Source organism: Streptomyces sp. NPDC008079 (genome assembly GCF_042957385.1).
Lineage (GTDB): Bacteria > Actinomycetota > Actinomycetes > Streptomycetales > Streptomycetaceae > Actinacidiphila.
Genome location: NZ_JBIBIC010000001.1, coordinates 1495988 through 1514758 on the forward strand (window position 1 = coordinate 1495988; position 18771 = coordinate 1514758).

At 73.6% G+C, this 18771-nt stretch carries 18 protein-coding genes; 5 read left to right on the forward strand and 13 right to left on the reverse strand.

Going from position 1 to position 18771, the window contains the following annotated elements; genetic code table 11:
* Window positions 1–276: 276 nt before the first annotated feature.
* Window positions 277–978, reverse strand: a complete 702-nt coding sequence (locus tag ACFZAM_RS06590; RefSeq protein WP_355337733.1) for a GPP34 family phosphoprotein — start codon at window positions 976–978, stop codon at window positions 277–279.
* 253 nt (window positions 979–1231) lie between these two features.
* Here ACFZAM_RS06590 and ACFZAM_RS06595 point away from each other — a divergent pair, with 253 nt between their 5' ends.
* Window positions 1232–3868, forward strand: a complete 2637-nt coding sequence (locus ACFZAM_RS06595; RefSeq protein WP_391043275.1) for a D-alanyl-D-alanine carboxypeptidase — start codon at window positions 1232–1234, stop codon at window positions 3866–3868.
* Here ACFZAM_RS06595 and ACFZAM_RS06600 read toward each other — a convergent pair.
* The 4 genes from ACFZAM_RS06600 to ACFZAM_RS06615 all read right to left on the reverse strand — a co-directional run bounded on the left by ACFZAM_RS06600 (window position 3852) and on the right by ACFZAM_RS06615 (window position 8498).
* Window positions 3852–4565 (reverse strand): rhomboid-like protein, encoded by a 714-nt coding sequence (locus ACFZAM_RS06600; RefSeq protein WP_355337739.1) that lies wholly within the window; start codon window positions 4563–4565, stop codon window positions 3852–3854. The genes ACFZAM_RS06595 and ACFZAM_RS06600 overlap by 17 nt on opposite strands.
* Window positions 4566–4697: 132 nt before the next feature.
* Window positions 4698–5879: a DNA glycosylase AlkZ-like family protein gene (locus tag ACFZAM_RS06605; protein ID WP_391043279.1), complete on the reverse strand. Its 1182-nt coding sequence runs from the start codon at window positions 5877–5879 to the stop codon at window positions 4698–4700.
* A 28-nt stretch (window positions 5880–5907) separates the two neighbouring features.
* Entirely contained in the window at window positions 5908–8193 is a 2286-nt protein-coding gene (locus tag ACFZAM_RS06610; RefSeq protein ID WP_391043282.1) for a heavy metal translocating P-type ATPase, read from the reverse strand.
* 92 nt (window positions 8194–8285) lie between these two features.
* The gene (locus ACFZAM_RS06615; protein WP_188279701.1) at window positions 8286–8498 is read right to left on the reverse strand and encodes a heavy-metal-associated domain-containing protein; all 213 of its coding nucleotides are present in this window, start codon (window positions 8496–8498) and stop codon (window positions 8286–8288) included.
* A gap of 223 nt (window positions 8499–8721) precedes the next feature.
* Here ACFZAM_RS06615 and panD point away from each other — a divergent pair, with 223 nt between their 5' ends.
* Window positions 8722–9144 carry an aspartate 1-decarboxylase gene (gene panD, locus ACFZAM_RS06620; RefSeq protein WP_355337748.1) on the forward strand — a complete coding sequence of 141 codons (423 nt, stop codon included), beginning with the start codon at window positions 8722–8724 and terminating at the stop codon, window positions 9142–9144.
* A 114-nt stretch (window positions 9145–9258) separates the two neighbouring features.
* On the opposite strand, the gene ACFZAM_RS06625 is transcribed toward panD, so the two are convergent.
* Window positions 9259–9474: a hypothetical protein gene (locus ACFZAM_RS06625; protein ID WP_188279703.1), complete on the reverse strand. Its 216-nt coding sequence runs from the start codon at window positions 9472–9474 to the stop codon at window positions 9259–9261.
* Window positions 9475–9813: 339 nt separating this feature from the next.
* Between ACFZAM_RS06625 and ACFZAM_RS06630 the strand changes: the two genes are divergently transcribed.
* The gene (locus ACFZAM_RS06630; protein WP_355337751.1) at window positions 9814–10614 is read left to right on the forward strand and encodes a VOC family protein; all 801 of its coding nucleotides are present in this window, start codon (window positions 9814–9816) and stop codon (window positions 10612–10614) included.
* Between the two features lie 69 nt (window positions 10615–10683).
* Here the strand turns inward: ACFZAM_RS06630 and ACFZAM_RS06635 are convergent, their stop codons facing one another.
* From ACFZAM_RS06635 to ACFZAM_RS06655, 5 genes are all read right to left on the reverse strand, one after another.
* Window positions 10684–11094 (reverse strand): STAS domain-containing protein, encoded by a 411-nt coding sequence (locus ACFZAM_RS06635; RefSeq protein WP_355337754.1) that lies wholly within the window; start codon window positions 11092–11094, stop codon window positions 10684–10686.
* Window positions 11091–12239, reverse strand: coding sequence for a cobalamin-dependent protein (locus ACFZAM_RS06640; RefSeq protein ID WP_391043289.1), 1149 nt, complete (start codon window positions 12237–12239; stop codon window positions 11091–11093). Before ACFZAM_RS06640 ends, ACFZAM_RS06635 begins: the two co-directional genes overlap by 4 nt.
* Window positions 12236–13909: a SpoIIE family protein phosphatase gene (locus ACFZAM_RS06645; protein ID WP_391043584.1), complete on the reverse strand. Its 1674-nt coding sequence runs from the start codon at window positions 13907–13909 to the stop codon at window positions 12236–12238. The genes ACFZAM_RS06640 and ACFZAM_RS06645 overlap by 4 nt, the downstream gene beginning before the upstream one ends.
* A gap of 267 nt (window positions 13910–14176) precedes the next feature.
* Window positions 14177–15133 (reverse strand): pseudouridine synthase, encoded by a 957-nt coding sequence (locus ACFZAM_RS06650; RefSeq protein ID WP_391043291.1) that lies wholly within the window; start codon window positions 15131–15133, stop codon window positions 14177–14179.
* A gap of 14 nt (window positions 15134–15147) precedes the next feature.
* Window positions 15148–15324 carry a hypothetical protein gene (locus ACFZAM_RS06655; RefSeq protein ID WP_391043293.1) on the reverse strand — a complete coding sequence of 59 codons (177 nt, stop codon included), beginning with the start codon at window positions 15322–15324 and terminating at the stop codon, window positions 15148–15150.
* 166 nt (window positions 15325–15490) lie between these two features.
* On the opposite strand from ACFZAM_RS06655, the gene ACFZAM_RS06660 reads away from it, so the two are divergent.
* Together ACFZAM_RS06660 and ACFZAM_RS06665 are read left to right on the forward strand one after the other, a co-directional pair.
* Complete coding sequence (locus tag ACFZAM_RS06660; protein WP_391043296.1) at window positions 15491–16423, forward strand: NAD-dependent epimerase/dehydratase family protein; 933 nt, start codon at window positions 15491–15493, stop codon at window positions 16421–16423.
* Entirely contained in the window at window positions 16420–17400 is a 981-nt protein-coding gene (locus tag ACFZAM_RS06665) for an RNA polymerase sigma-70 factor (protein WP_355337766.1), read from the forward strand. The genes ACFZAM_RS06660 and ACFZAM_RS06665 overlap by 4 nt, the downstream gene beginning before the upstream one ends.
* Before the next feature lie 99 nt (window positions 17401–17499).
* Here the strand turns inward: ACFZAM_RS06665 and ACFZAM_RS06670 are convergent, their stop codons facing one another.
* Window positions 17500–18153, reverse strand: a complete 654-nt coding sequence (locus ACFZAM_RS06670; protein ID WP_391043299.1) for a sigma-70 family RNA polymerase sigma factor — start codon at window positions 18151–18153, stop codon at window positions 17500–17502.
* 204 nt (window positions 18154–18357) lie between these two features.
* Window positions 18358–18702: a hypothetical protein gene (locus tag ACFZAM_RS06675; protein WP_391043302.1), complete on the reverse strand. Its 345-nt coding sequence runs from the start codon at window positions 18700–18702 to the stop codon at window positions 18358–18360.
* Between the last annotated feature and the right edge of the window lie 69 nt (window positions 18703–18771).

An 18771-nucleotide genomic window follows, 5' to 3' on the forward strand; every position in this document is an offset into this window, starting at 1 on the left:
ACGCGCGGTGCGACGAATCCCGGAACGTGTTCCGAGTCCCGCCGCCCCGCGCGTCACAGCGGCTCCCGGAACGGGTCGCTGAGGACGGCGCGATGGTCGCGGATTGCGGTGCCCCGTCCCTGCCGACGGGCGCCGCAGCCGTCCCTGATGAGGGGGTTGCCGAGCGCTACGTGCTCACCTGCGCACGCGCTCTCACGTGCTGAACGTACTGAGCGTGCCGAACGTACTGACCGTGCTGCCTGTGCTGCCTGTGTCCACTCGCTGTCGCACGCCGACTCAACGGGCGCCGGCGCGGGCCATGGTGCTGTGCCCCGCCGCTCGCGGTGCCGGAGCGGCTGGCCGCTTCGGCTGCGCCGCCACGCCGTTCTGCACATCCATCACGGCATGCGCGACGAGGCCGCCCATCGGGTCGTACCTGATCAGGTCACGCAGGCGCGATCGCGACGACCGGCCCTCGTTGCCCGGGTAGAGGTGCTTGCCGAGTCCCACGGCGTGGGCGAGCGCGGCGAGCGCGGCGGTCCGCGGGTCCGGCGGCACGCCGGTACGGATCGCACTGTCCAGCCGGGTACGGATCTCCCGGCTGACCGCGCTGTCGGACGCCTGGTACCGCGTCGTCGGCAGCACCCCGCACATCTGGCCGGGCACGGCGTGCACCATGCCGCACCGCTCCAGGTGCGCGAGATACGTCTGGCGGAGCCCGAGGCGGGGTCCGCCGATCCAGTGGACGGCCCGCACCGGACTGCCGCGTCGCCGCAGCAGTTCGAGAGCGGAGTCCAGGGTCGGATCTCCAGTCGGCCGTGGGTGCACCACGGCTATACGATCCCCGTCAGGGGCTATCCGTCCGGCCAGGGCCAGCTCGACGAGCTGCGCCCCGGCGAGGCCGAGGTCGAGCGATTGAGGCTGCGCCGTGGTCCCGGTCGTCGGGTCCAGTGCGAGCAGCAACAGCTCTTCCGGAATTGTTCTGCGGCTCTTGCCCATCCATGCCTCCCCGCGTGGATGAATGACAGGGTGACGCCTCTCACACCGGCCTGTCGAGAGCGCCTTTGCCTTATCGACGGGAACCGGGTGGTATGTCGTTCTCGTCTACGGGGTGGGCGGTGGTGTCGCGGACGGGTCGCGGGCCTGTCGGCGGGACACTGCCAGTGTGAGCTTTGAAGGGGTATGGGTGCCATTCGGCATCCGCCCCCGCACGATGTGTGCGGCCATTTCGTGATGTGTGGAGGAGGTCTGCGTGGCGGGCGAGTCCCCCGGCAGGGAACAGCGGCAGAGCACGTCGGGGGAGGCGGTCGAGCGGTCGACCGCTGATCCGAGGCTGGTGGTGTTCCGGACGCCCACCGAGGGGCACGGGACACGCGTGGCGGAGGGCGTACGGGAGGAGCACGCGGGCGCCGCGGTCGGAGCCGTCCCCTCCGCGCCCCCCGAATCGGCGGACTCCGCGGGCTCCGGCGCACGCCCCCACCCGGCCGCCGCCTCCTCCGCCGCCTCCACGGCGAATACGCCGGACGGCGTAGCGGCCGTAGACGAATCCTCCGACGCGGCTACGTCCACGACGCCGCCCGCGCCCCGCACCCCGGAGGTCCTGCCTCCGGAAGCGGAACCGAATCGTGACCTCCAGGACCCGGATTCCGCCGCCGGGGAAGCCTCCGAGGACGGGCCGGACTCCGAAACGGGTCCGGAAGCGGAAGACTCCGCGCCGGCCGGGCCGCCCGCGGCGGAGCGCGACGAGCACACCGCCGTGCTGCGCGTCGGGGGGCGCGGGGGCCTGCTGGGCGCCGGCGCCACCGCCGGCGGTGGTGCGGCCGGTGACGGTACGGCTGAGGGCGCCGACGGGGACGGCGTGGACGACGCCGAGGGCGCGGACGGCGTGAACGGCGCCGAGGCCGTGACCGAGGCCGACCCCGACGACGTACAGGCCGACGCCGACGACGTACCGGGCGACGTATCGGACGCGGCCCCGGCCTCCGGTGACGGCCAGGAATCCGAGGACGCGGACCCCGCGGACCCCGAGGACGCCGCCCCGGCGACCTCGACCGACGCCGCCGACGACGTGGCGGACGCCGCGCCCTCTGCCGGTGACGCCGAGGACGCCGCTCCAGAGGACTCCGACAGCTCCGCGCCCGAGGACGGCGACAGCTCCGCGTCCAGGAACACCTCCGAGAACATCTCGCAGGACGCCCCCGAAAGCGCCTCCGAGGACAACGCTCCCAAGGGCCCCGGCGCCCGGAGCGCCTCCGTCCTGCGCCCGCTTGTGTCCGATCTCCCCGCCGAGCGCCCGGCGGCGCAGGGCGCGGAAGGCGTCTCAGGAGCCCGTAACGCGCCCTCTGGCGCCTCCGCGCCCTATGAGGCGCCCCAGCCGCCCCCGGCGTCCGCCAAGCCGCGTACGGGCCCCGTGAAGCCCTCGGAGAGTCCGGCCGCGGGCCCGATCGGGCAGCCGTCCGCCCCGCCGAAGCCCGCCGGGGGCGCGCCGCTGCCCCCGTACGCCGGGAGCCCGTCCGCGATCGGCACCCCCACGGCGGCCTCGCCGGACGGCGCGGCCGCCGGGCCCGACGGGACGCGGTCGATGCCCGTGCCGCCGGAGCCCGAGGCGCCGCTGAAGCTGCTCGCGGAGCTGACGAACACCCCGCCGCCGCGCCAGACGGTGCTGCGGACGGTCGCGCGCCGGTTCAAGATCTGGACCCCGCTGGTGGTGCTGCTGGCGATCGTGTTCGTCGTGGTGCAGGCGCTGCGCCCGCTGTCGGCTCCGTCGATGGCGCTGACCGCGGCCTCGTCGTACACCTTCGACGGCACGCCGCTGCCGCAGTCCATGCCGTGGCCGTCGCAGGGCCAGTCGGTGGCCGAGGTCGAGGGCCTGGGCTCGCTCGGCGTGCACGGCGCGCAGACCCCGGTGCCGATCGCGAGCGTCACCAAGGTGATGACCGCGTATCTGATCCTGCGCGACCACCCGCTGACGGGTAAGCAGACCGGTCCGACGATCCCCGTGGACGCGCAGGCGGCCGACGAGGCGAGTTCGAGCGACGAGTCGACCGCGCAGGTCAAGAAGGGCCAGCAGTTCACCGAGCGGCAGATGCTGCAACTGCTGCTGATCCCCTCGGGCAACAACATCGCCCGCCTGCTGGCGCGTTGGGACTCCGGCACCCAGGAGGCGTTCGTCACGAAGATGACGAAGGCCGCCGCCGACCTCGGCATGACCAACACCACGTACACCGGCGCGAGCGGCTTCGAGGAGACCACGCGGAGCACCGCCGTCGACCAGTTGAAGCTGGCCCGCGAGGTCATGAAGAACGACGTGTTCCGGTCGGTCGTCGCGCAGCCGAACATCGACATCCCCGGCGTCGGCACGATCTACAACAACAACAACGACCTGGTCAACGTGGGTGTGATCGGCATCAAGACCGGTTCGAGCACCCCCGCGGGCGGCGCCCTGATGTGGGCGGCGAACAAGAAGGTCGACGGCAAGGATCAGTTGATCCTCGGCGTCGTCCTCCAGCAGCGCGGCGGCACGACCGTCTACGACAGCCTCCAGGCGGCGCTGGTCAACTCGCAGAAGCTGATCAACTCCGTGCAGGGCGGCCTGACGTCGTCGACGATAGTGAAGAAGGGCGAGGTCGTCGGCTATGTGGACGACGGGCTCGGCGGTCACACGCCGGTCGTGGCGAGCAAGGACTTGAAGGCCGTCGGCTGGCCGGGCCTGAGGACGACGCTGTCGCTGACCCCCCTCAAGGACGGGCTGCCGCACACCGCGACGTCCGGCGCCGAGGTGGGCACGATCGGCTTCGGCACCGGCTCGGCCCGCACCACGGTGCCGGTCGTCCTCCAGTCCGACCTGAGCGAGCCGTCGTTCGGCACGAAGCTCACCCGGGTCGGCTGACCCCGAGCCGCCCGCGGGCGGCACCGCGCAGGCTCCGGTACGCGGCGGCCGGGTCGATCCGACCCGGCCGTCCGCGTGTCAGCGGGTAGCAGGCCAGGCCGAGCAGCACCGACGTGAAGTGCCCGACGTCGGTGAAGGTGCGGCCCTCGCCCAGTGCGAGCCCGTAGAAGAGCAGCACGCAGGCGCCGTACAGGTACCGCCAGGGCATCGTGACCGCCCAGGTCAGCACCGCCTCGACCGCCGCCAGCCCGTAACTGACGCCCACGTCGAGGGTCTCGGCGGCCGACTGCGGCGCGTGCCCGTGCCGGATCGCCCACAGCAGCACGCCCTCACTGATGTACGTCGCCGCGACGTGCCCGATCAGCACGACCGCGAGCCACCGCCAGGTGCCCAGCCAGCGCTCGGCGGTGGCGTGGAAGACCGTGTAGAGCAGCACGTACGGCAGCCATCCGCCGCCGTCGGTCCACAGCGCGCTGCGCACCAGGGCGCGGACCGGCTGGCTCGACAGATTGCGGATGTTCGTCGACCGCAGCCGCAGGAAGTCGTCCACCGTGGCGGGCGCCATCCGGTGGATCGCGACCGTGGTGAAGAACAGGATCGCCAGCCAGATGTACGTGCCGGGGGCGCTGCGGATGTACGCCCACACGGCGCGGGCCACGGCGCGGGTGACACGCGAGAGGCGTGAGGGGAGATGCACGCTCCGGATTCTGTCCGGAAAGCGAGGTTTATACGGCCGCGCCGCGCGTAAGCGCGGCCTACCGAGTCCAGCGGGTGCGCGGGTCCCGGCCGAGTGCGCGGGGCCCGGCCCGGTGCGCGGGTCCCGGCCGGGTCACGCGGACAGTTCGCGCTCCAAAGGGGTGCGGAATCGCGGTGTGACCGTCACACCGCCGCCCGCGAGAAAAGCGGTGAGACGCTCCGCCGCCGCCTCGACCGCGTCCGCCGCCCGCGCGCCCCGGTCGGCCAGCAGCCGCCAGGCGACAGTGCCGTCCGCGCGGTGTGCCCAGCCGCCGATCACCTCGCCGCCCCACCACACGGTGGGCCCGACGTTGCCCGAGCGGTCGAAGAGGGACGCGCGGTGCTCGCGCGGCAGGAACCAGTCGCGCTCCTGCCACCCCATGGGCGTCGGGTCCAGCGCGGGCAGCAGCGTCGCGGCGGGCGGCGGCGCGTCCGCCGACGGCCCGGCGTCACCGGGCAGTACGTGGCCGACGGCGTCCCCGTCCAGCAGCACTTCCTCGGCGCCGACCGCCGCGAGCGCCTTGCGCACCTCCGTCAGCGACCAGCCCGTCCACCACTTCAGATCGGCCGCCGTCCCCGGCCCGTACGCCCCCAGCCACGCCTTCACCACCCCGGCGCGCGCCTCGGCCACCGGCACGTCGGGCAGCGGCTCGGCGTTCGCCCACCGGAACTGGCTGCTCGTCCACGACCCGGCCGGCCTGCGCCGCTCGATCCGGCCCTCGGCGGCCATCGTCCTGATGATCCGGCTCGCCACGTTCTGCCGCGCCTCGTACGGCTTGCCCGCCGCCACCAGCACCTGCTCGCGCAGCTCGGGCACCAGCTTCGACAGCCCCGCGCCGCTGGTCTCGCCGTGCGCGTCGAGCGCCGCGCGCACCCGCGCCTCGACGCCTTCCAGCCACGCCTCGTCCCAGCCGCCGCCCTCCGCCAGGAACGCCAGCAGCCCCTTGCGCTCCTTCGCCGCGATCTGCCGCCCGGCCGCCGCGTACACCCCCGGCGCCGCCGCCCGGCCCACGACGAACATCGTGCGCCGCATCGCCAGCATCCGCACCAGCGACCCGGTCTCCCCGTACAGCGCCTCCTCCAGCGCCCCGACGCCGTCGCCCGGCTCGCGCAGCCGCGCCGCCACCGTCAGGAACACCGTCGCCGGATCGGTCGCGTGCAGCGCCACGAGCGCGTCGGCGACCTCCTCGCAGGTGCCCACGGCCCGGAGCTGCCGCCGCGCCAGCCGCCCCCGCCGCTCCTCGTTCCCGACCTGTCGCCGCCGCGTTCCGCTCATGACCTCATGCTCACACGCCCCGCCGTCACTACCGGCTCAGCGGCCGGAAGCCGCGCAGGCGCAGGCTGTTGGCCACGACGAAGACGGAGGAGAAGGCCATGGCCGCGCCCGCGATCATCGGGTTGAGCAGCCCCGCCGCCGCCAGCGGCAGAGCGGCGACGTTGTAGCCGAAGGCCCAGAAGAGATTGGACTTGATGGTGCCGAGCGTGCGCCGCGCGAGGCGGATGGCGTCGGCGGCCACGCGCAGGTCACCGCGGACCAGGGTGAGGTCCCCGGCCTCGATGGCGGCGTCGGTGCCGGTGCCCATGGCGAGCCCGAGGTCGGCCTGGGCGAGCGCGGCGGCGTCGTTCACACCGTCGCCGACCATGGCGACGCTGCGCCCCTCGGCCTGGAGGCGCCGGACGACGGCGACCTTGTCCTCGGGGAGGACGTCCGCGAAGACGTCGGCCGCGTCGATGCCGACCTCGGCGGCGACGGCCGCCGCGACGGCCGCGTTGTCCCCGGTGAGCAGCATCGGCCGCAGGCCGAGCGCCCGCAGCCGCCGTACGGCCTCCGCGCTCGTCGGCTTGACGGCGTCGGCGACGACGAGCACGGCCCGCGCCCGCCCGTCCAAGCCCACGACGACCGCCGTGCCGCCGTGCGCCTCGGCCGCCGCCTTGGCCTCGGCGAGGTCGGCGGGCAGGACGAGCCCGCGCCCGCTCAGCAGCCGCTCGCGGCCGACCAGCACCTCGTGGCCCTCGACGACACCGCGCACACCGAGGCCGGGGACGTTCTCGAAGTCCGTGACCGGCGGCAGTTCACCGGCCGCCTCGCGCGCCCCGGCGGCGACGGCCCGCGCGATCGGGTGCTCGGAGGCGTCCTCCAGCGCGCCCGCCAGCCGCAGGACGTCGGCCTCCTCGGCTCCCGACACACGCACCCCGGTCAGCGTCATCGACCCGGTCGTGACCGTCCCGGTCTTGTCCAGCACGACCGTGTCGACGGCCCGCGTCGACTCCAGCACCTCGGGCCCCTTGATGAGGATGCCGAGTTGCGCGCCGCGCCCGGTGCCGACCATGAGCGCGGTCGGCGTGGCGAGCCCGAGCGCGCACGGGCAGGCGATGATGAGGACGGAGACGGCCGCGGTGAAGGCGGCGGTCGCGCCCTCTCCGGTCAGCAGCCAGAAGGCGAGCGTGCCGAGCGCCAGCACGATCACCACGGGCACGAAGACGGCCGAGATCCGGTCGGCGAGCCGCTGCGCGGCGGCCTTGCCGTTCTGCGCGTCCTCCACCAGCCGTGCCATACGGGCGAGTTGGGTGTCGGCGCCGATCCGCTCGGCCTCGACGACGATGCGCCCGCCCGCGTTGACGGTGGCGCCGGTGACCCGCGAGCCGGGCCTGACCTCGACCGGTACGGACTCCCCGGTGAGCATCGACGCGTCGACGGCGGAGCCCCCGTCGCGGACGACGCCGTCGGTGGCGATCTTCTCGCCGGGGCGTACGACGAAGCGGTCGCCGACCGCCAACTCGCCGACGGGGACGCGCACTTCCCGCCCGTCGCGGAGCACCGCGACGTCCCTGGCGCCCAGTTCGAGCAGCGCGCGCAGCGCCGCCCCCGCCTTCCGCTTGGCGCGGGCCTCGAAGTACCGCCCGGCCAGGATGAACGCGGTGACCCCGGCCGCCGCCTCCAGATAGATGTGGCCGCTGCCGCCGCCGCGCGAGACGGTGAGGTCGAAGGAGTCCTTCATGCCGGACATGCCCGCGTCGCCGAAGAACAGCGCCCACAGGGACCAGCCGTACGCGGCGAGGGTGCCGACCGACACCAGGGTGTCCATGGTGGCGGCGCCGTGCCGCAGATTCGTCCAGGCGGCGCGGTGGAAGGGCCAGCCCGCGTAGACCACGACCGGTGAGGCGAGCGTCAGCGCCAGCCACTGCCAGTTGTCGAACTGGAGCGCCGGGACCATCGACAGCGCGACGACCGGCACGGCGAGGACGACGGCGGTGATCAACCGCTCCCGCAGGGAGGTCGATTCGGGGTCGCGCACCGGGCCGGCGGCGGTCCCGTCGGCGTCGGCCGGGGGCGCGAGCGGGGGCGGGGGGAGCGCGGCGGTGTACCCGGTGGCCTCGACGGTCGCGATGAGATCGCCGACCGCGACTCCCTCGGCGTACGCCACCTTGGCCTTCTCGGTCGCGTAGTTGACGGTGGCGCTGACGCCGTCCATCCGGTTGAGCTTCTTCTCGATCCGCGCGGCGCAGGACGCGCACGTCATGCCGCCGATCTCCAGCTCGACCGCCTGCTCGGCCGCCGCCGTCCCGCCGTCCTTCGCCGCCGTGGTCATGGCCACTCCCGCTCCCCTCGTGTCCCCGTCGTACCTTTCCCGCCGTCCGGCCCCTGCCCCCGGCCCCCGCCATGAGGGCCGCGAAGCGCCGGTCAGGCGCGGCCGACCAGTTCGTAACCCGCCTCGTCCACGGCGGCGCGTACCGACTCGTCGTCCACCGGCTGCTCGGACGCGACGGTCAGCAGACCGGTCGAGGCGACCGCCTTGACGGAGGTGACACCGGGAATCGCGGTGACCTCCTTGGTGATCGCGGACTCGCAGTGACCGCAGCTCATCCCGGACACGGAGTAGACGGCCTCGCTCATGGTGTTCTCCTCGATACGTGCGTGCGTGCCTGCTTTGTGCGGACGTGCTTCTCCGTCCGCCGGGAACAACCATATACCCCCTAGGGGTATTCCACGAAGCTGAGATCTTCGGCACTCCGGGCGCCCCGCCGCTCCCGGCGCGCCGCGCGCTCGCCTAGGCTGGACGCGTCGGCGCGTACCCGTGGCAGGGACGCGACCAGCTCTTTCACCAGGAGGCGGCAGCGTGCTGCGCACCATGTTCAAGTCGAAGATCCACCGGGCCACCGTGACCCAGGCGGATCTGCACTATGTGGGCTCCGTGACCGTCGACGCCGATCTGATGGACGCCGCGGACCTGCTGCCCGGCGAACTCGTCCACATCGTCGACATCACCAACGGCGCCCGGCTGGAGACCTATGTCATCGAGGGCGAGCGCGGCTCCGGTGTCATCGGCATCAACGGCGCCGCCGCCCACCTCGTGCACCCCGGAGACCTGGTCATCCTGATCAGCTACGCGCAGGTCGAGGACGCCGAGGCCAGGGCGCTGCGCCCGGCCGTCGTCCATGTGGACGCCGACAACCGGATCATCACGGTCGGTGGCGACCCGTCGGAGCCCACCCCCGGCGCGGACACGCTCCGCCCCCCGCACGCCGTGGCGCGGGTCTGACGGCCGAAGCCGGATCACTGATGTGCCGGGGCCCGCTCGCTGATCGCGGGGTGTTCGCGGAATGTTCGCGGACCGCTCGTGGCGCGTCGCGCCTCGTGTGTCCGACGGTGAGCGTTACGCGGCGGTGACGACCGCCGCGCCGCTCACCGGGCCGACGGCCGGGCCCTGGACCGGGCGTATCGGCATCTGGGTACCCCGCGCGGCGGCGGTCCACTCGGCGCGCAGCCGCGCCAGCTCCGTGAGCTCTTCGGCCGTCCAAGGCCGGTCGCCGTGCTCCTGCACATAAGCGCGCAGGGCCGCGTTCGCTTGATCGAGACTTCCCCCGTACATGTGAACCACAGTAGACGGCGGCACTGACAATCCCGAATCCGTTAAACACCGCGCGTGACCGTGTCGATGCGGCCCGGCGCCTTCCGTTTCACCCGCCAAGGCGGTGACCTGCGCACGAACGGCGATTGTCGGGACCGGCTGCCATGCTGGGTGTGAGAGAGGACACTGCGTCCCAATCGGACAAAAAGCCCGGCACCCACCCGATCCGCCCGGCACCCACCCGATCCGCCCCGCGCCTGCGATCCGCCCGGCACCCCTGACCCGCCCGACGCCTCCGATCCGCCCGGACGGCTCCGATCCGCCCGGTCACCGCACGACAGCTCCAGGAGGAAGGCACCCATGCTCACCAACGACTACGTGCCCGGCGCGCCCGACTGGATCGACCTGGGCAGCCGCGACACCACGGCCGCCGCCGCGTACTACGGCTCGCTCTTCGGCTGGGAATTCGAACCGGGCGGCCCCGCGTCCGGCGGGTACGGCACCTTCGTGCGGGACGGCGCGACGGTCGCCGCGCTGGGCCCGCTCCAGGACACCGGCGCCCACCCGGCCTGGACGGTCTACTTCGAGACCGCCGACGCCGACGCCACCACGGCGGCCGTCGAGGAGAACGGCGGCACCGTACGGGTGCCGCCGATGGACGTCTTCGACCAGGGCCGCCTCGCCTCCTACACCGACCCGACCGGCGGCGAATTCGGCGTCTGGCAGCCCGGCACCAACAAGGGCCTGGACCACGTCGGCCCCTGGGGCCTGTGCTGGACGGAGCTGTACACACCGCGGGCCCAGCGCGCCAAGGACTTCTACGCCGCGGTCCTGGCCTGGGACTACGAGGACATGCCGCTGCCCGGCGACGCGTCCGCCGACGTCTACACCGTGGTGTCCCGCTCCGGCGGCGGCCAGGACGGCTCGCACGGCGGCATCCTCCAGCTCGGCCCCGACCTGCTCCCCGCCGGTACGGCCTATTGGCAGCCCTACTTCGGCGTCGACGACTGCGACGCCGTCGTCGCCAGGGCCACCGAGGGCGGCGGCACGGCCCTCCTGCCCCCCACCGACATGGCGGGCGTCGGCCGCCTCGCCCTGCTGACCGACCCCGAGGGCGCGTTCTTCGCCGTGCTCACCCCGGCGGCCTCGATGACGTCCTGAGCCCGTACAGCCCGTACAGCCCGCACGGCCCGCAAAGCCGCCACAGAGCATGCCCGGCCCGCGCGGGTCTCAGGCCCGCGGGTCCTGGCCCGTGGAAGGGGCGGCCTGCTCGGCGGCGGACGGCTCCGCCGCACCGGCCCCGGTCGCGGGGAGCGCCGTCAGATGGGCGAGCGTGCCGGTGATCGTCAGCAGCCGCTCCAGCGCGGGGGACCGGTCGTCCAGGTGGAGCCGGACACCGGCCTCGTCGGTGCGGCGGCGGATCATCAGCAGGGCCGAGAGCCCGCTGGAGTCCGTGCTGCCGAGCCCGGCGCAGTGCAGGTGCAGGTCCGCCAGGCGCGGATTGTCGGCGATCTTGTCGCTCACGACGGCCAGCAGCCGGTCGGCGTTGTCGTAGTCGAGGTCGCCGTGCAGTTCGATCCGCACGGTCGTCTCGGTGTCGACGGCCGTCAGCCGCAGATGGCTCGGGGGAATCGTGGTCATGCGGTGGTCCTGGCGGTGGTGAGTGCGGACGAGGTCAGACAGTCGGTGCCGAGCCGGAGTATCCGGACCGCGCGCGGGAAGTCCTTCAGCTCGTCGGACAGGATCCGCAGCGCGGGCGGCAGGCTGTGCGCGGGAACGCCGCGGGCGGCGAGAATCCCCGCTGTCCAGGTGAGGAAGTCCGCGAAGAGGTCCTCGTCGCCCGTGTAGAGGGCGATGGTGAGGAAGTCCACGATGTGCGCGAGGTCTTGCGCGGTGTGCTCGCGCTGGAGCTCGCTGTACGCGCGCATCGCGGGGAAGGCGGCCTCCAGCCCGCCGAAGACGGTCCGCACCAGGGCCGTACGGGCGCGCGCGACCATCGTGTACTCCTGGTCGGCCAGGTGCGGCAGATCGTCTATCGGCTGGTGCTCGGGCTGCGGGCGCGGCAGCGGGCCGCGCGCGAGGCGCTCCGCGGCCGTACGCGCGTCGGGGGCCCAGGCGTCGGCGCCCAGCAGCCGCGCGTGCCGGCCGTCCGGGCCGAAGGCGGCGCCGCCGACGAGGACCGGCACCCCGACGGCCTGGCAGGCGGTGATCGCCGCGTGCGCGGTCGGCAGCCGGGTGGCCAGCGAACTGGAGAGCGCCACCGCGTCGCACGCGGTGCGGTGCAGGTGGGTGATGAGGTGCGGGGTGGGCACCTGGGCGCCGAGGAAGTCGACGCGCCAGCCGCGCAGCTTCAGCACCTCGGCCAGGATCCGGGCGGGCAGCGCGTGCCACTCGCCCTCGACGCAGGCCACCGTGATCCTGCCCCGCCAGGGTTCGGTACGGGCGGCCGGGTGCAGGGACAGCGCCGCCACCGCCCGGTCGTTGATCGCGGTGGCGGCGTGCTCCTCGGCGACGCTCAGCCGGTTGGCCGCCCACTCCTCGCCCACCTTGCCCTGCACGGGCGCGATGAGGTCGAGCAGCACGCTCTCCGCGTCCACCCCCGTGTCCAGCGCGCCGAGCACCACACCGGCCGCCGCGTGCTCGTCGCCGTGCGCGACGGCCTCCCACAGCTCCGTCACGCGCCGCCCGAGCCCCTGATCAGGTCCGGAGCGGGCTCCGGACGGCGGGGCGGGCGGCGAGGACGCGGAGTGCGACGAGGGTGCGGTCGGCTCGGTGTCGGTGCTCACGCTGTGTACCTGCCCCGAGTACGGCCGTTCACCGCACTCAGGTGGTGCGTCCGGGGCGCGGAGATCACGACGACGGCCATGTCGTCGTGACGCCCCGTGCCGACCCATTCGGCGGCGAGCATCTGGACCCGCTCCACGATTCCTTCCGCGGGCATGCCCGCGCACTCCGACAGCACGCGCCGCAGCCGCTTCTCGCCGAACAGCGCGCCGCCCAGGGGGCCGCCGCGCGCCTCGGTGATCCCGTCCGTGTACAGCACGCAGGTCTCACCGGGCGCCAGGGACAGCGTGACCGTCCGGGAGACGGCGTCGGGGATCGCGCCGACCAGGGTGCCCTTGGTGTCGGCCTGCTCCACCTCGCCGTCGGCCCGCACGATCAGCGGCGCGAGGTGCCCCGCGCTGGTCAGCCGCAGCCGCACCTGGTGCCCGTCGCGGAGCGCGGAGGCCAGGATCAGCGTCGCGAAGCGGGTGTGGTGGGAGTTCAGCAGCGCCGTGTTCAGCAGGCTGAGCATCCGCTGGTGGTCGTCGGCCATGGGCAGCAGCGCGTGCAGGGTGTTGCGGATCTTGCCGGTCAGCACGGCCGCCTCGAGGCCCTTGCCGCACACATCGCCCAGCACCGCCAGCGACGCCTCGCCCTCGGTCACCGACGGGTGCACGTCGTAGAAGTCCCCGCCGATCCGCTCGTGGTCCTGCGAGGGCCGGTAGCCGCCGGCGAAGTCCACCCCGCCGACCTGGTGCAGCGACGGCGGCAGCAGTTCCCGCATCAGGACGTCGGTGATCGCCGACTGCTCCGCGTACAGCCGGGCCGCCGACATGGCGGCGCCCGCGCGCGCGGCGAACAGCCGGGCGAAGACCTCTTCGCGTTCGGTGAAGGCGTCGGTCTCCGAGCGCCGCAGCAGGACGAGGGCGCCCGCCGACACCCCGTGCCCCGGCAGCGGGGTGATCACTATCGAACCGACCGGCCCGAAGCCCTCGGGCACCAGCCAGGAGGGGGCCGTCGCCGGGTCGAGCCAGCGCGAGGGCACCGGCGGGAAGCCGCGCAACGCCTCGCCGAGCCCCGGCACTTCGTCCGGATCGACGCCCAGGTGCGACTGCGAGGGGCTGCCGCCGCGCACACAGGAGACCACCGGCAGCCGGTTCGCCCGCGACGGGGCGATGACCATGGCGGCGTCGGCCAGGTGCTCGGCGGCCATCTGCGCGGTGACGTCCATGCACCGGTCCAGGTTGAGCGAGGAGAGCAGCAGGTTGGACGAACGGCTGAGGAATTCGGTGCGCTCGCGTTCCATGCGCAACGCCTCGCGCGCCAGCCGCCGGTCGGTGTCCTCGACCAGCCACCACACGGCGCTTCCGTCGGCCAGCACCGTCGGATGCGCCTCGAAGGTGCGCCCGCCGACCGCGCCCCAGGCCACGTCGACGTCAGCGGTCGCGGCCACGTCCCCGTCCACGTGAGCGGCCACGTCCCCGTCCACGTGAGCGGCCACGTCCCCGTCCACGTCAGCGGCCACGTCCCCGTCCACGTCAGCCGTCGCGGCCCCGTCCGGGCCCGGGGAATCCTCCGTCGGCGCGCGCAGCGTTTCGTGTGCCCGCGACAGCCACGGTGGCGCCACATCCGCGAGCGCCACCCCTTTCCCGGCCCCCGGCAGCAGAATCCCCGCCGCCTCGTTCGCGAGTATCAGCCTGCCGTCGGCCTCGACCACGAGCACCGGGTAGGGCGCCAGCAGGGGGTACGGAGTGTCGCTCCTCGAAACGCTCACCGGTGCGTCCGCACCGGCTGCCGTCGTGACGGAACCAACCACACATTCAGGATCCGCTGAGCGAATCCCTCACCTCATCGACTAGGGGACAGTTGCGTACGGCGACCAGAAGACCGTTGCCGTCCAGCAACCATCCCGTACTTCCCCGCGGCCCCGCAACCAGCCCACCGGAGCGTGGCCGACCGGTCACAGGGCCTCGCGCCACGCCGCCAGCTCCCGTGCGCTGTCGAACCGCAGCGCCCGTCCGGTCACCGGATCGGTGAATTCCAGCGCCCGCGCGAGCAGTTGCAGCGGCCGGGTGAAGTCCTCCCGGCCGCCCTCCGATTCGGGCTCCGGCAGCACCCGCGGATACACCGGGTCGTACAGCAGCGGCAGGCCGAGCGCGCTCATGTGCAGCCGCAACTGGTGGGTACGGCCCGTCGCGGGCAGCAGCCGGTAGCGGCCCCGCGCACCGCGCCGCTCCAGCAGTTCGACCCGGCTCTCCGCGTTCGGCGGCCCCGGCTCCTCCCACGCCGCGATCCGCCCGCGCTCCTTCACGATCCGGCTCCGTACCGTCCTGGGCAGCTCCACCCGCGGGTCGTACGCGGCGACCGCCTCGTACTCCTTGCGCACCCGCCGGTCCCGGAAGAGCGTCTGGTACGCGCCCCGGTCCCCGGGGCGGACCACGAACAGCACCAGGCCCGCCGTCAGCCGGTCGAGCCGGTGCGCGGGCGACAGTTCGGGCAGCCCGCAGTCGCGCCGCAGCCGCGCCAGGGCGGTGTCCGTGACGTGCCGCCCGCGCGGGGTCGTCGCCAGGAAGTGCGGCTTGTCCGCCACCACGATCCGCTCGTCGCGGTACACCACCCTCACCTCGAACGGCACGGCCGTCTCCGGTGCCACATCGCGGTGGAACCATACGTACGCGCCCGCCTCGTACGCCGTCCCCGCCGTCACCGGACCGCCGTCCGCGGTCACGAAACGCCCCTCGGCCAGCATCGCCCCGACGCGCTCCGCGCCCACCGCCCCCGCGTACCGCTCCAGCAGATACGCCGCCACCGTCTGCGGCTCCCCGCCCCCGCCGGGTAGCCGCAGCCGCACCGGGTCCACGCCGTCCCGCTGCGCCAACGGCGACGGCGGCGCCTTGCGCCCGCCCCTGCGTGCCATGTCCCCGCCCCCCGTCAGCGCGCGACCGGGTAGCCGATCCGCTCCAGCTCCCCCCGGCCGTCCCCCCGAACCTCCCCCGCCCCCGGATACCGCACGATCTCCAACGCGGCCGACGCCCGGCACACATCCCGCAGCCCCGCGATCGACGGCAGCCCTCGAGCGACGTCATGGATCGTCACACGCTCAGTCATGCCCCATCCCTATCAAGATCCCTATCAAGCCGCACTGACATTCCCCCGCACACCTCGCACACCCGCACCGTCCCTCGCGTGTCACAGGCGCCCGCGCTGTCCCGTCCCGTGAGGGAGAGCCCCGCGATGAGCCGGGGACGACCGGAACGCGAGGACGGTGGCGGTCATGCGGGTGTTCGTGGCGGGCGGGAGCGGGGTACTGGGGCGGCGGCTGGTGCCGCTGCTCGTGGACGGGGGCCACCAGGTGACGGCCACCACGACGAGCGCGGCCAAACTGGTCTCGCTGAAGGCGCTGGGCGCCGACGGCGTCGTGATGGACGGCCTGGACGCGGCGTCGGTCGGCGAGGCGGTGGCCACGGCGCGGCCGGACGTCATCGTGCACCAGATGACGGCGATCGCCACCGCACACGCGGGCAAGCCCGACCTCAAGCACATGGACCGCTGGTTCGCCCCCACCATCCGGCTCCGCACCGAAGGCACCGACCACCTGCTGGCGGCGGCCCAGGCGACCGGCGTGCGCCACGTCGTCGCCCAGGGCTACGCCTCCTGGAACGGCGTCCGCGAGGGCGGCTGGGTCAAGACGGAACAGGACCCGCTCGACCTGATGGAGGGGACGGCGGCGCAGGCGGGGATGCGGGCGATCCGGCACGTCGAGGACGTGGTGGCGGACTTCGGCGGCGCGGTCATGCGCTACGGCAGTTTCTACGGCCCCGGCGTCACCGACGACATGGTCGAACTCCTGCGCAAGCGGCAGCTCCCGCTCGTCGGCGCCGGCGCGGGCCACACCTCGTGGATCCACCTGGACGACGCGGCGAGCGCCACCGCCCTGGCCGTCGAGCGGCGCGCGACCGGCCTGTTCAACGTCGTCGACGACGAACCGGCGCCGGCCGCCGAGTGGCTGCCGTATCTGGCCCGGTGTGCGGGCGCGAAACGGCCGATGCGGGTGCCCGCGTGGCTGGCCCGTTTGCTGGCCGGGGAGGTGGCGGTGACGATGATGACCGAGGGCCGCGGCTTCTCCAATGCCAAGGCCCGGCGGGAACTGGGCTGGGAGCCGCGCTACTCGTCGTGGCGCGAGGGGTTCGAGAAGGGGCTGAAGTGACGCGGGCGGATGCGCGGCAGGGGCAGGGTTCGGCACGGTCTGACGGGGCACGGTCCGGTGCGGCGCGGGCGGGGGAGTTCGAGGACCTGCGGCCGCTGCTGTTCTCGATCGCGTACCGGATCCTGGGCAGCGTGAGCGAGGCGGAGGACGCGGTCCAGGACACCTGGCTGCGCTACGAGGCCGCCGGGACCTCGCCCGCCTCGCCCAAGGCGTACCTGTCGGCCGCCGTCACCCGCGTCTCCATCGACGTGCTGCGCTCCGCCCGCTTCCGGCGCGAGGAGTACGTGGGGGAGTGGCTGCCGGAGCCGCTGCTCGCCGACCCCTACGACGACCCCGCGCGCTCGGCGGAACTGGCCGACTCCGTCTCGACGGCCGCCCTGTTGCTGCTGGAGCGGCTCAGCCCGCTGGAGCGCGCCGTCTTCGTGCTGCGCGAGGTCTTCGGTTTCGGCTTCCCCGAGGTCGCCTCCGCCGTCGGCCGCTCCGAGGCCGCCTGCCGTCAGCTCGCGGTACGCGCCAGGCGGCACATGGACGAGGGCCGCCCGCGCTTCGAGGCCGACCGGCGGGAGCGGGAGAGGCTGGCGGGACGGTTCTTCGACGCGCTGCGCGAGGGCGACGTCGAGGCCCTGCGCGACGTGCTCGCCGCGGACGTCCAGGTCGTCGGCGACGGCGGCGGCAAGACCCCGCAGTTCGCCCGCGCCATCAGCGGCGTCGAGAACGTGACGCGCCTGCTCGCCACCACCTTCCCCTGGTTCTTCCGCATCGACGTGACCGTCGAGTCCCACGAGATCAACGGCCAGCCCGGCATGATCTTCCGCGACCGCGACCGCAAGGTGCTCAACGTGTGGACGCTGGACGTGCTCGACGGCCGGATCCAGATGATCAACTCCGTCAGCAACCCCGACAAGCTCGGCCACCTGGGCCCGGTCGGGGACGCGTGGGCGGTCTACCGCGAGTGGAACGCGGCCCGCCGCCCGTAACGCCCCTCCGCCCTCGCCGTCCCGCCCCCGTCGTCCCGCCCCCGTCGTCCCGTGTCCGTCGTTCCGTCTCCGTCGTCCCGTGTCCGTCGTCCCGCGCCGTCACTTGCGGTCCAGGTCGAGGTTCAGATCCAGGTTCAGGTTCAGGTTCAGGTCCAGGTCGAGACCGAGGTCACGGCGCAGACGCGTCAGGGCGCTGCGGACACGGGACTTGGCCGTGCCCAGCGGGATGCCGAGCGTCTCCGCGACCTCCTGGTGGCTGCGCTCGGCGTAGAACGCCAGGTGGATCGCCTCCCGTTGCAGATCGGTCAGCACGCTCACCCCGCGCCGCACCGCCGCCTGCCTCATGCGCCGCTCGACGATGTCCAGGACGTTGTCGCCGGGCGGCAGCCGCGTCCTGCGGGCCGCCAGGTCCTCACTGCGCAGCAGTACGGCGTTGCGCCGGATCCAGTCGACGGCACGGCGGTGCGCGATGGTGACGACCCAGCCGCGTACGCTCCCCTGCTCCGGCCGGTACAGCGACGCCTTCGCCCACACCTCGGCCATGACGTCCTGGGCGATGTCCTCGGCTTCGGCGCGCAGCCGCACCCGCCGCTGGACCAGCGACCTGACCATGGGAAAGAGCAGCGTGTACAGCGCGGTGAACGCCTCCTGGTCGCCGCGTCCCGCCGCCAGCATGTGCTGTTCGAGGCCGTCGCTCTCCCAGCACTCCGCCTCCGGCGGCGACGGGAGACGCGTCGGACCTGCGTCCGGCATTCGGCTCACCTCCTCAGCGCCCGGTGCTGAACCGGGTGCCGTGCGGACCAAGGGGAGTTCGTGGCCCCGGTCCTCAGGTATGGCCGCTCCGCCCGATGGCCACCTGGAAAGGGGGTACGGACGTACGGATGTGCGGGCGCCCTGACGTGGCGCCCGTCGGCCGTCCGCCGGGGTCATGGGCGGAGTCGGGGGCCGGTGGCGCGCTCAGCGCCGGGTGAGGTCGCCGTAGAGGGTGTCCCAGGCGTCGTCCTGACGGCTGGCCGGTTTTCCGTCGCAATAGGGCAGCGCGTGCTGGGCCGTGTAGTAGCGGAGCATCGACAGTACGGCCATCGGGTCGCTGTTCTTGCCCGCCGTGTAGTCGCGGTCGGGCAGCGTCGCCTGGTGCACGCGGCAGGTCGGACGCGGGCTCGCGGGGCCGGTGACCAGCGCTCCCGTGTGCCGGTCGGCGGCGCAGGAGGTGAGCGCGAGCGCGAGGACGGCGGCGGTCAGGGCGGCGCCGAGGAGGGCGGCCGGGCGGGAGGCCGTACGCGGTGACGTAGGCGGTGTCATACGTGTGGCCGTACGTGTGGCCGTACGTGTTGCCGTGCGCGTTGTCGTGCGGGTCGTGCCGGTCATATC

Bases quoted from the DNA above. Each gene is read 5' to 3' on its own strand.
- ACFZAM_RS06590 (WP_355337733.1), bottom strand. From the start codon at position 978: ATGGGCAAGAGCCGCAGAACAATTCCGGAAGAGCTGTTGCTGCTCGCA.
- ACFZAM_RS06605 (WP_391043279.1), bottom strand. From the start codon at position 5,879: ATGAGCGGAACGCGGCGGCGACAGGTCGGGAACGAGGAGCGGCGGGGG.
- ACFZAM_RS06610 (WP_391043282.1), bottom strand. From the start codon at position 8,193: ATGACCACGGCGGCGAAGGACGGCGGGACGGCGGCGGCCGAGCAGGCG.
- ACFZAM_RS06615 (WP_188279701.1), bottom strand. From the start codon at position 8,498: ATGAGCGAGGCCGTCTACTCCGTGTCCGGGATGAGCTGCGGTCACTGC.
- ACFZAM_RS06625 (WP_188279703.1), bottom strand. From the start codon at position 9,474: ATGTACGGGGGAAGTCTCGATCAAGCGAACGCGGCCCTGCGCGCTTAT.
- ACFZAM_RS06630 (WP_355337751.1), top strand. From the start codon at position 9,814: ATGCTCACCAACGACTACGTGCCCGGCGCGCCCGACTGGATCGACCTG.
- ACFZAM_RS06635 (WP_355337754.1), bottom strand. From the start codon at position 11,094: ATGACCACGATTCCCCCGAGCCATCTGCGGCTGACGGCCGTCGACACC.
- ACFZAM_RS06650 (WP_391043291.1), bottom strand. From the start codon at position 15,133: ATGGCACGCAGGGGCGGGCGCAAGGCGCCGCCGTCGCCGTTGGCGCAG.
- ACFZAM_RS06655 (WP_391043293.1), bottom strand. From the start codon at position 15,324: ATGACTGAGCGTGTGACGATCCATGACGTCGCTCGAGGGCTGCCGTCG.
- ACFZAM_RS06660 (WP_391043296.1), top strand. From the start codon at position 15,491: ATGCGGGTGTTCGTGGCGGGCGGGAGCGGGGTACTGGGGCGGCGGCTG.
- ACFZAM_RS06670 (WP_391043299.1), bottom strand. From the start codon at position 18,153: ATGCCGGACGCAGGTCCGACGCGTCTCCCGTCGCCGCCGGAGGCGGAG.
- ACFZAM_RS06675 (WP_391043302.1), bottom strand. From the start codon at position 18,702: ATGACACCGCCTACGTCACCGCGTACGGCCTCCCGCCCGGCCGCCCTC.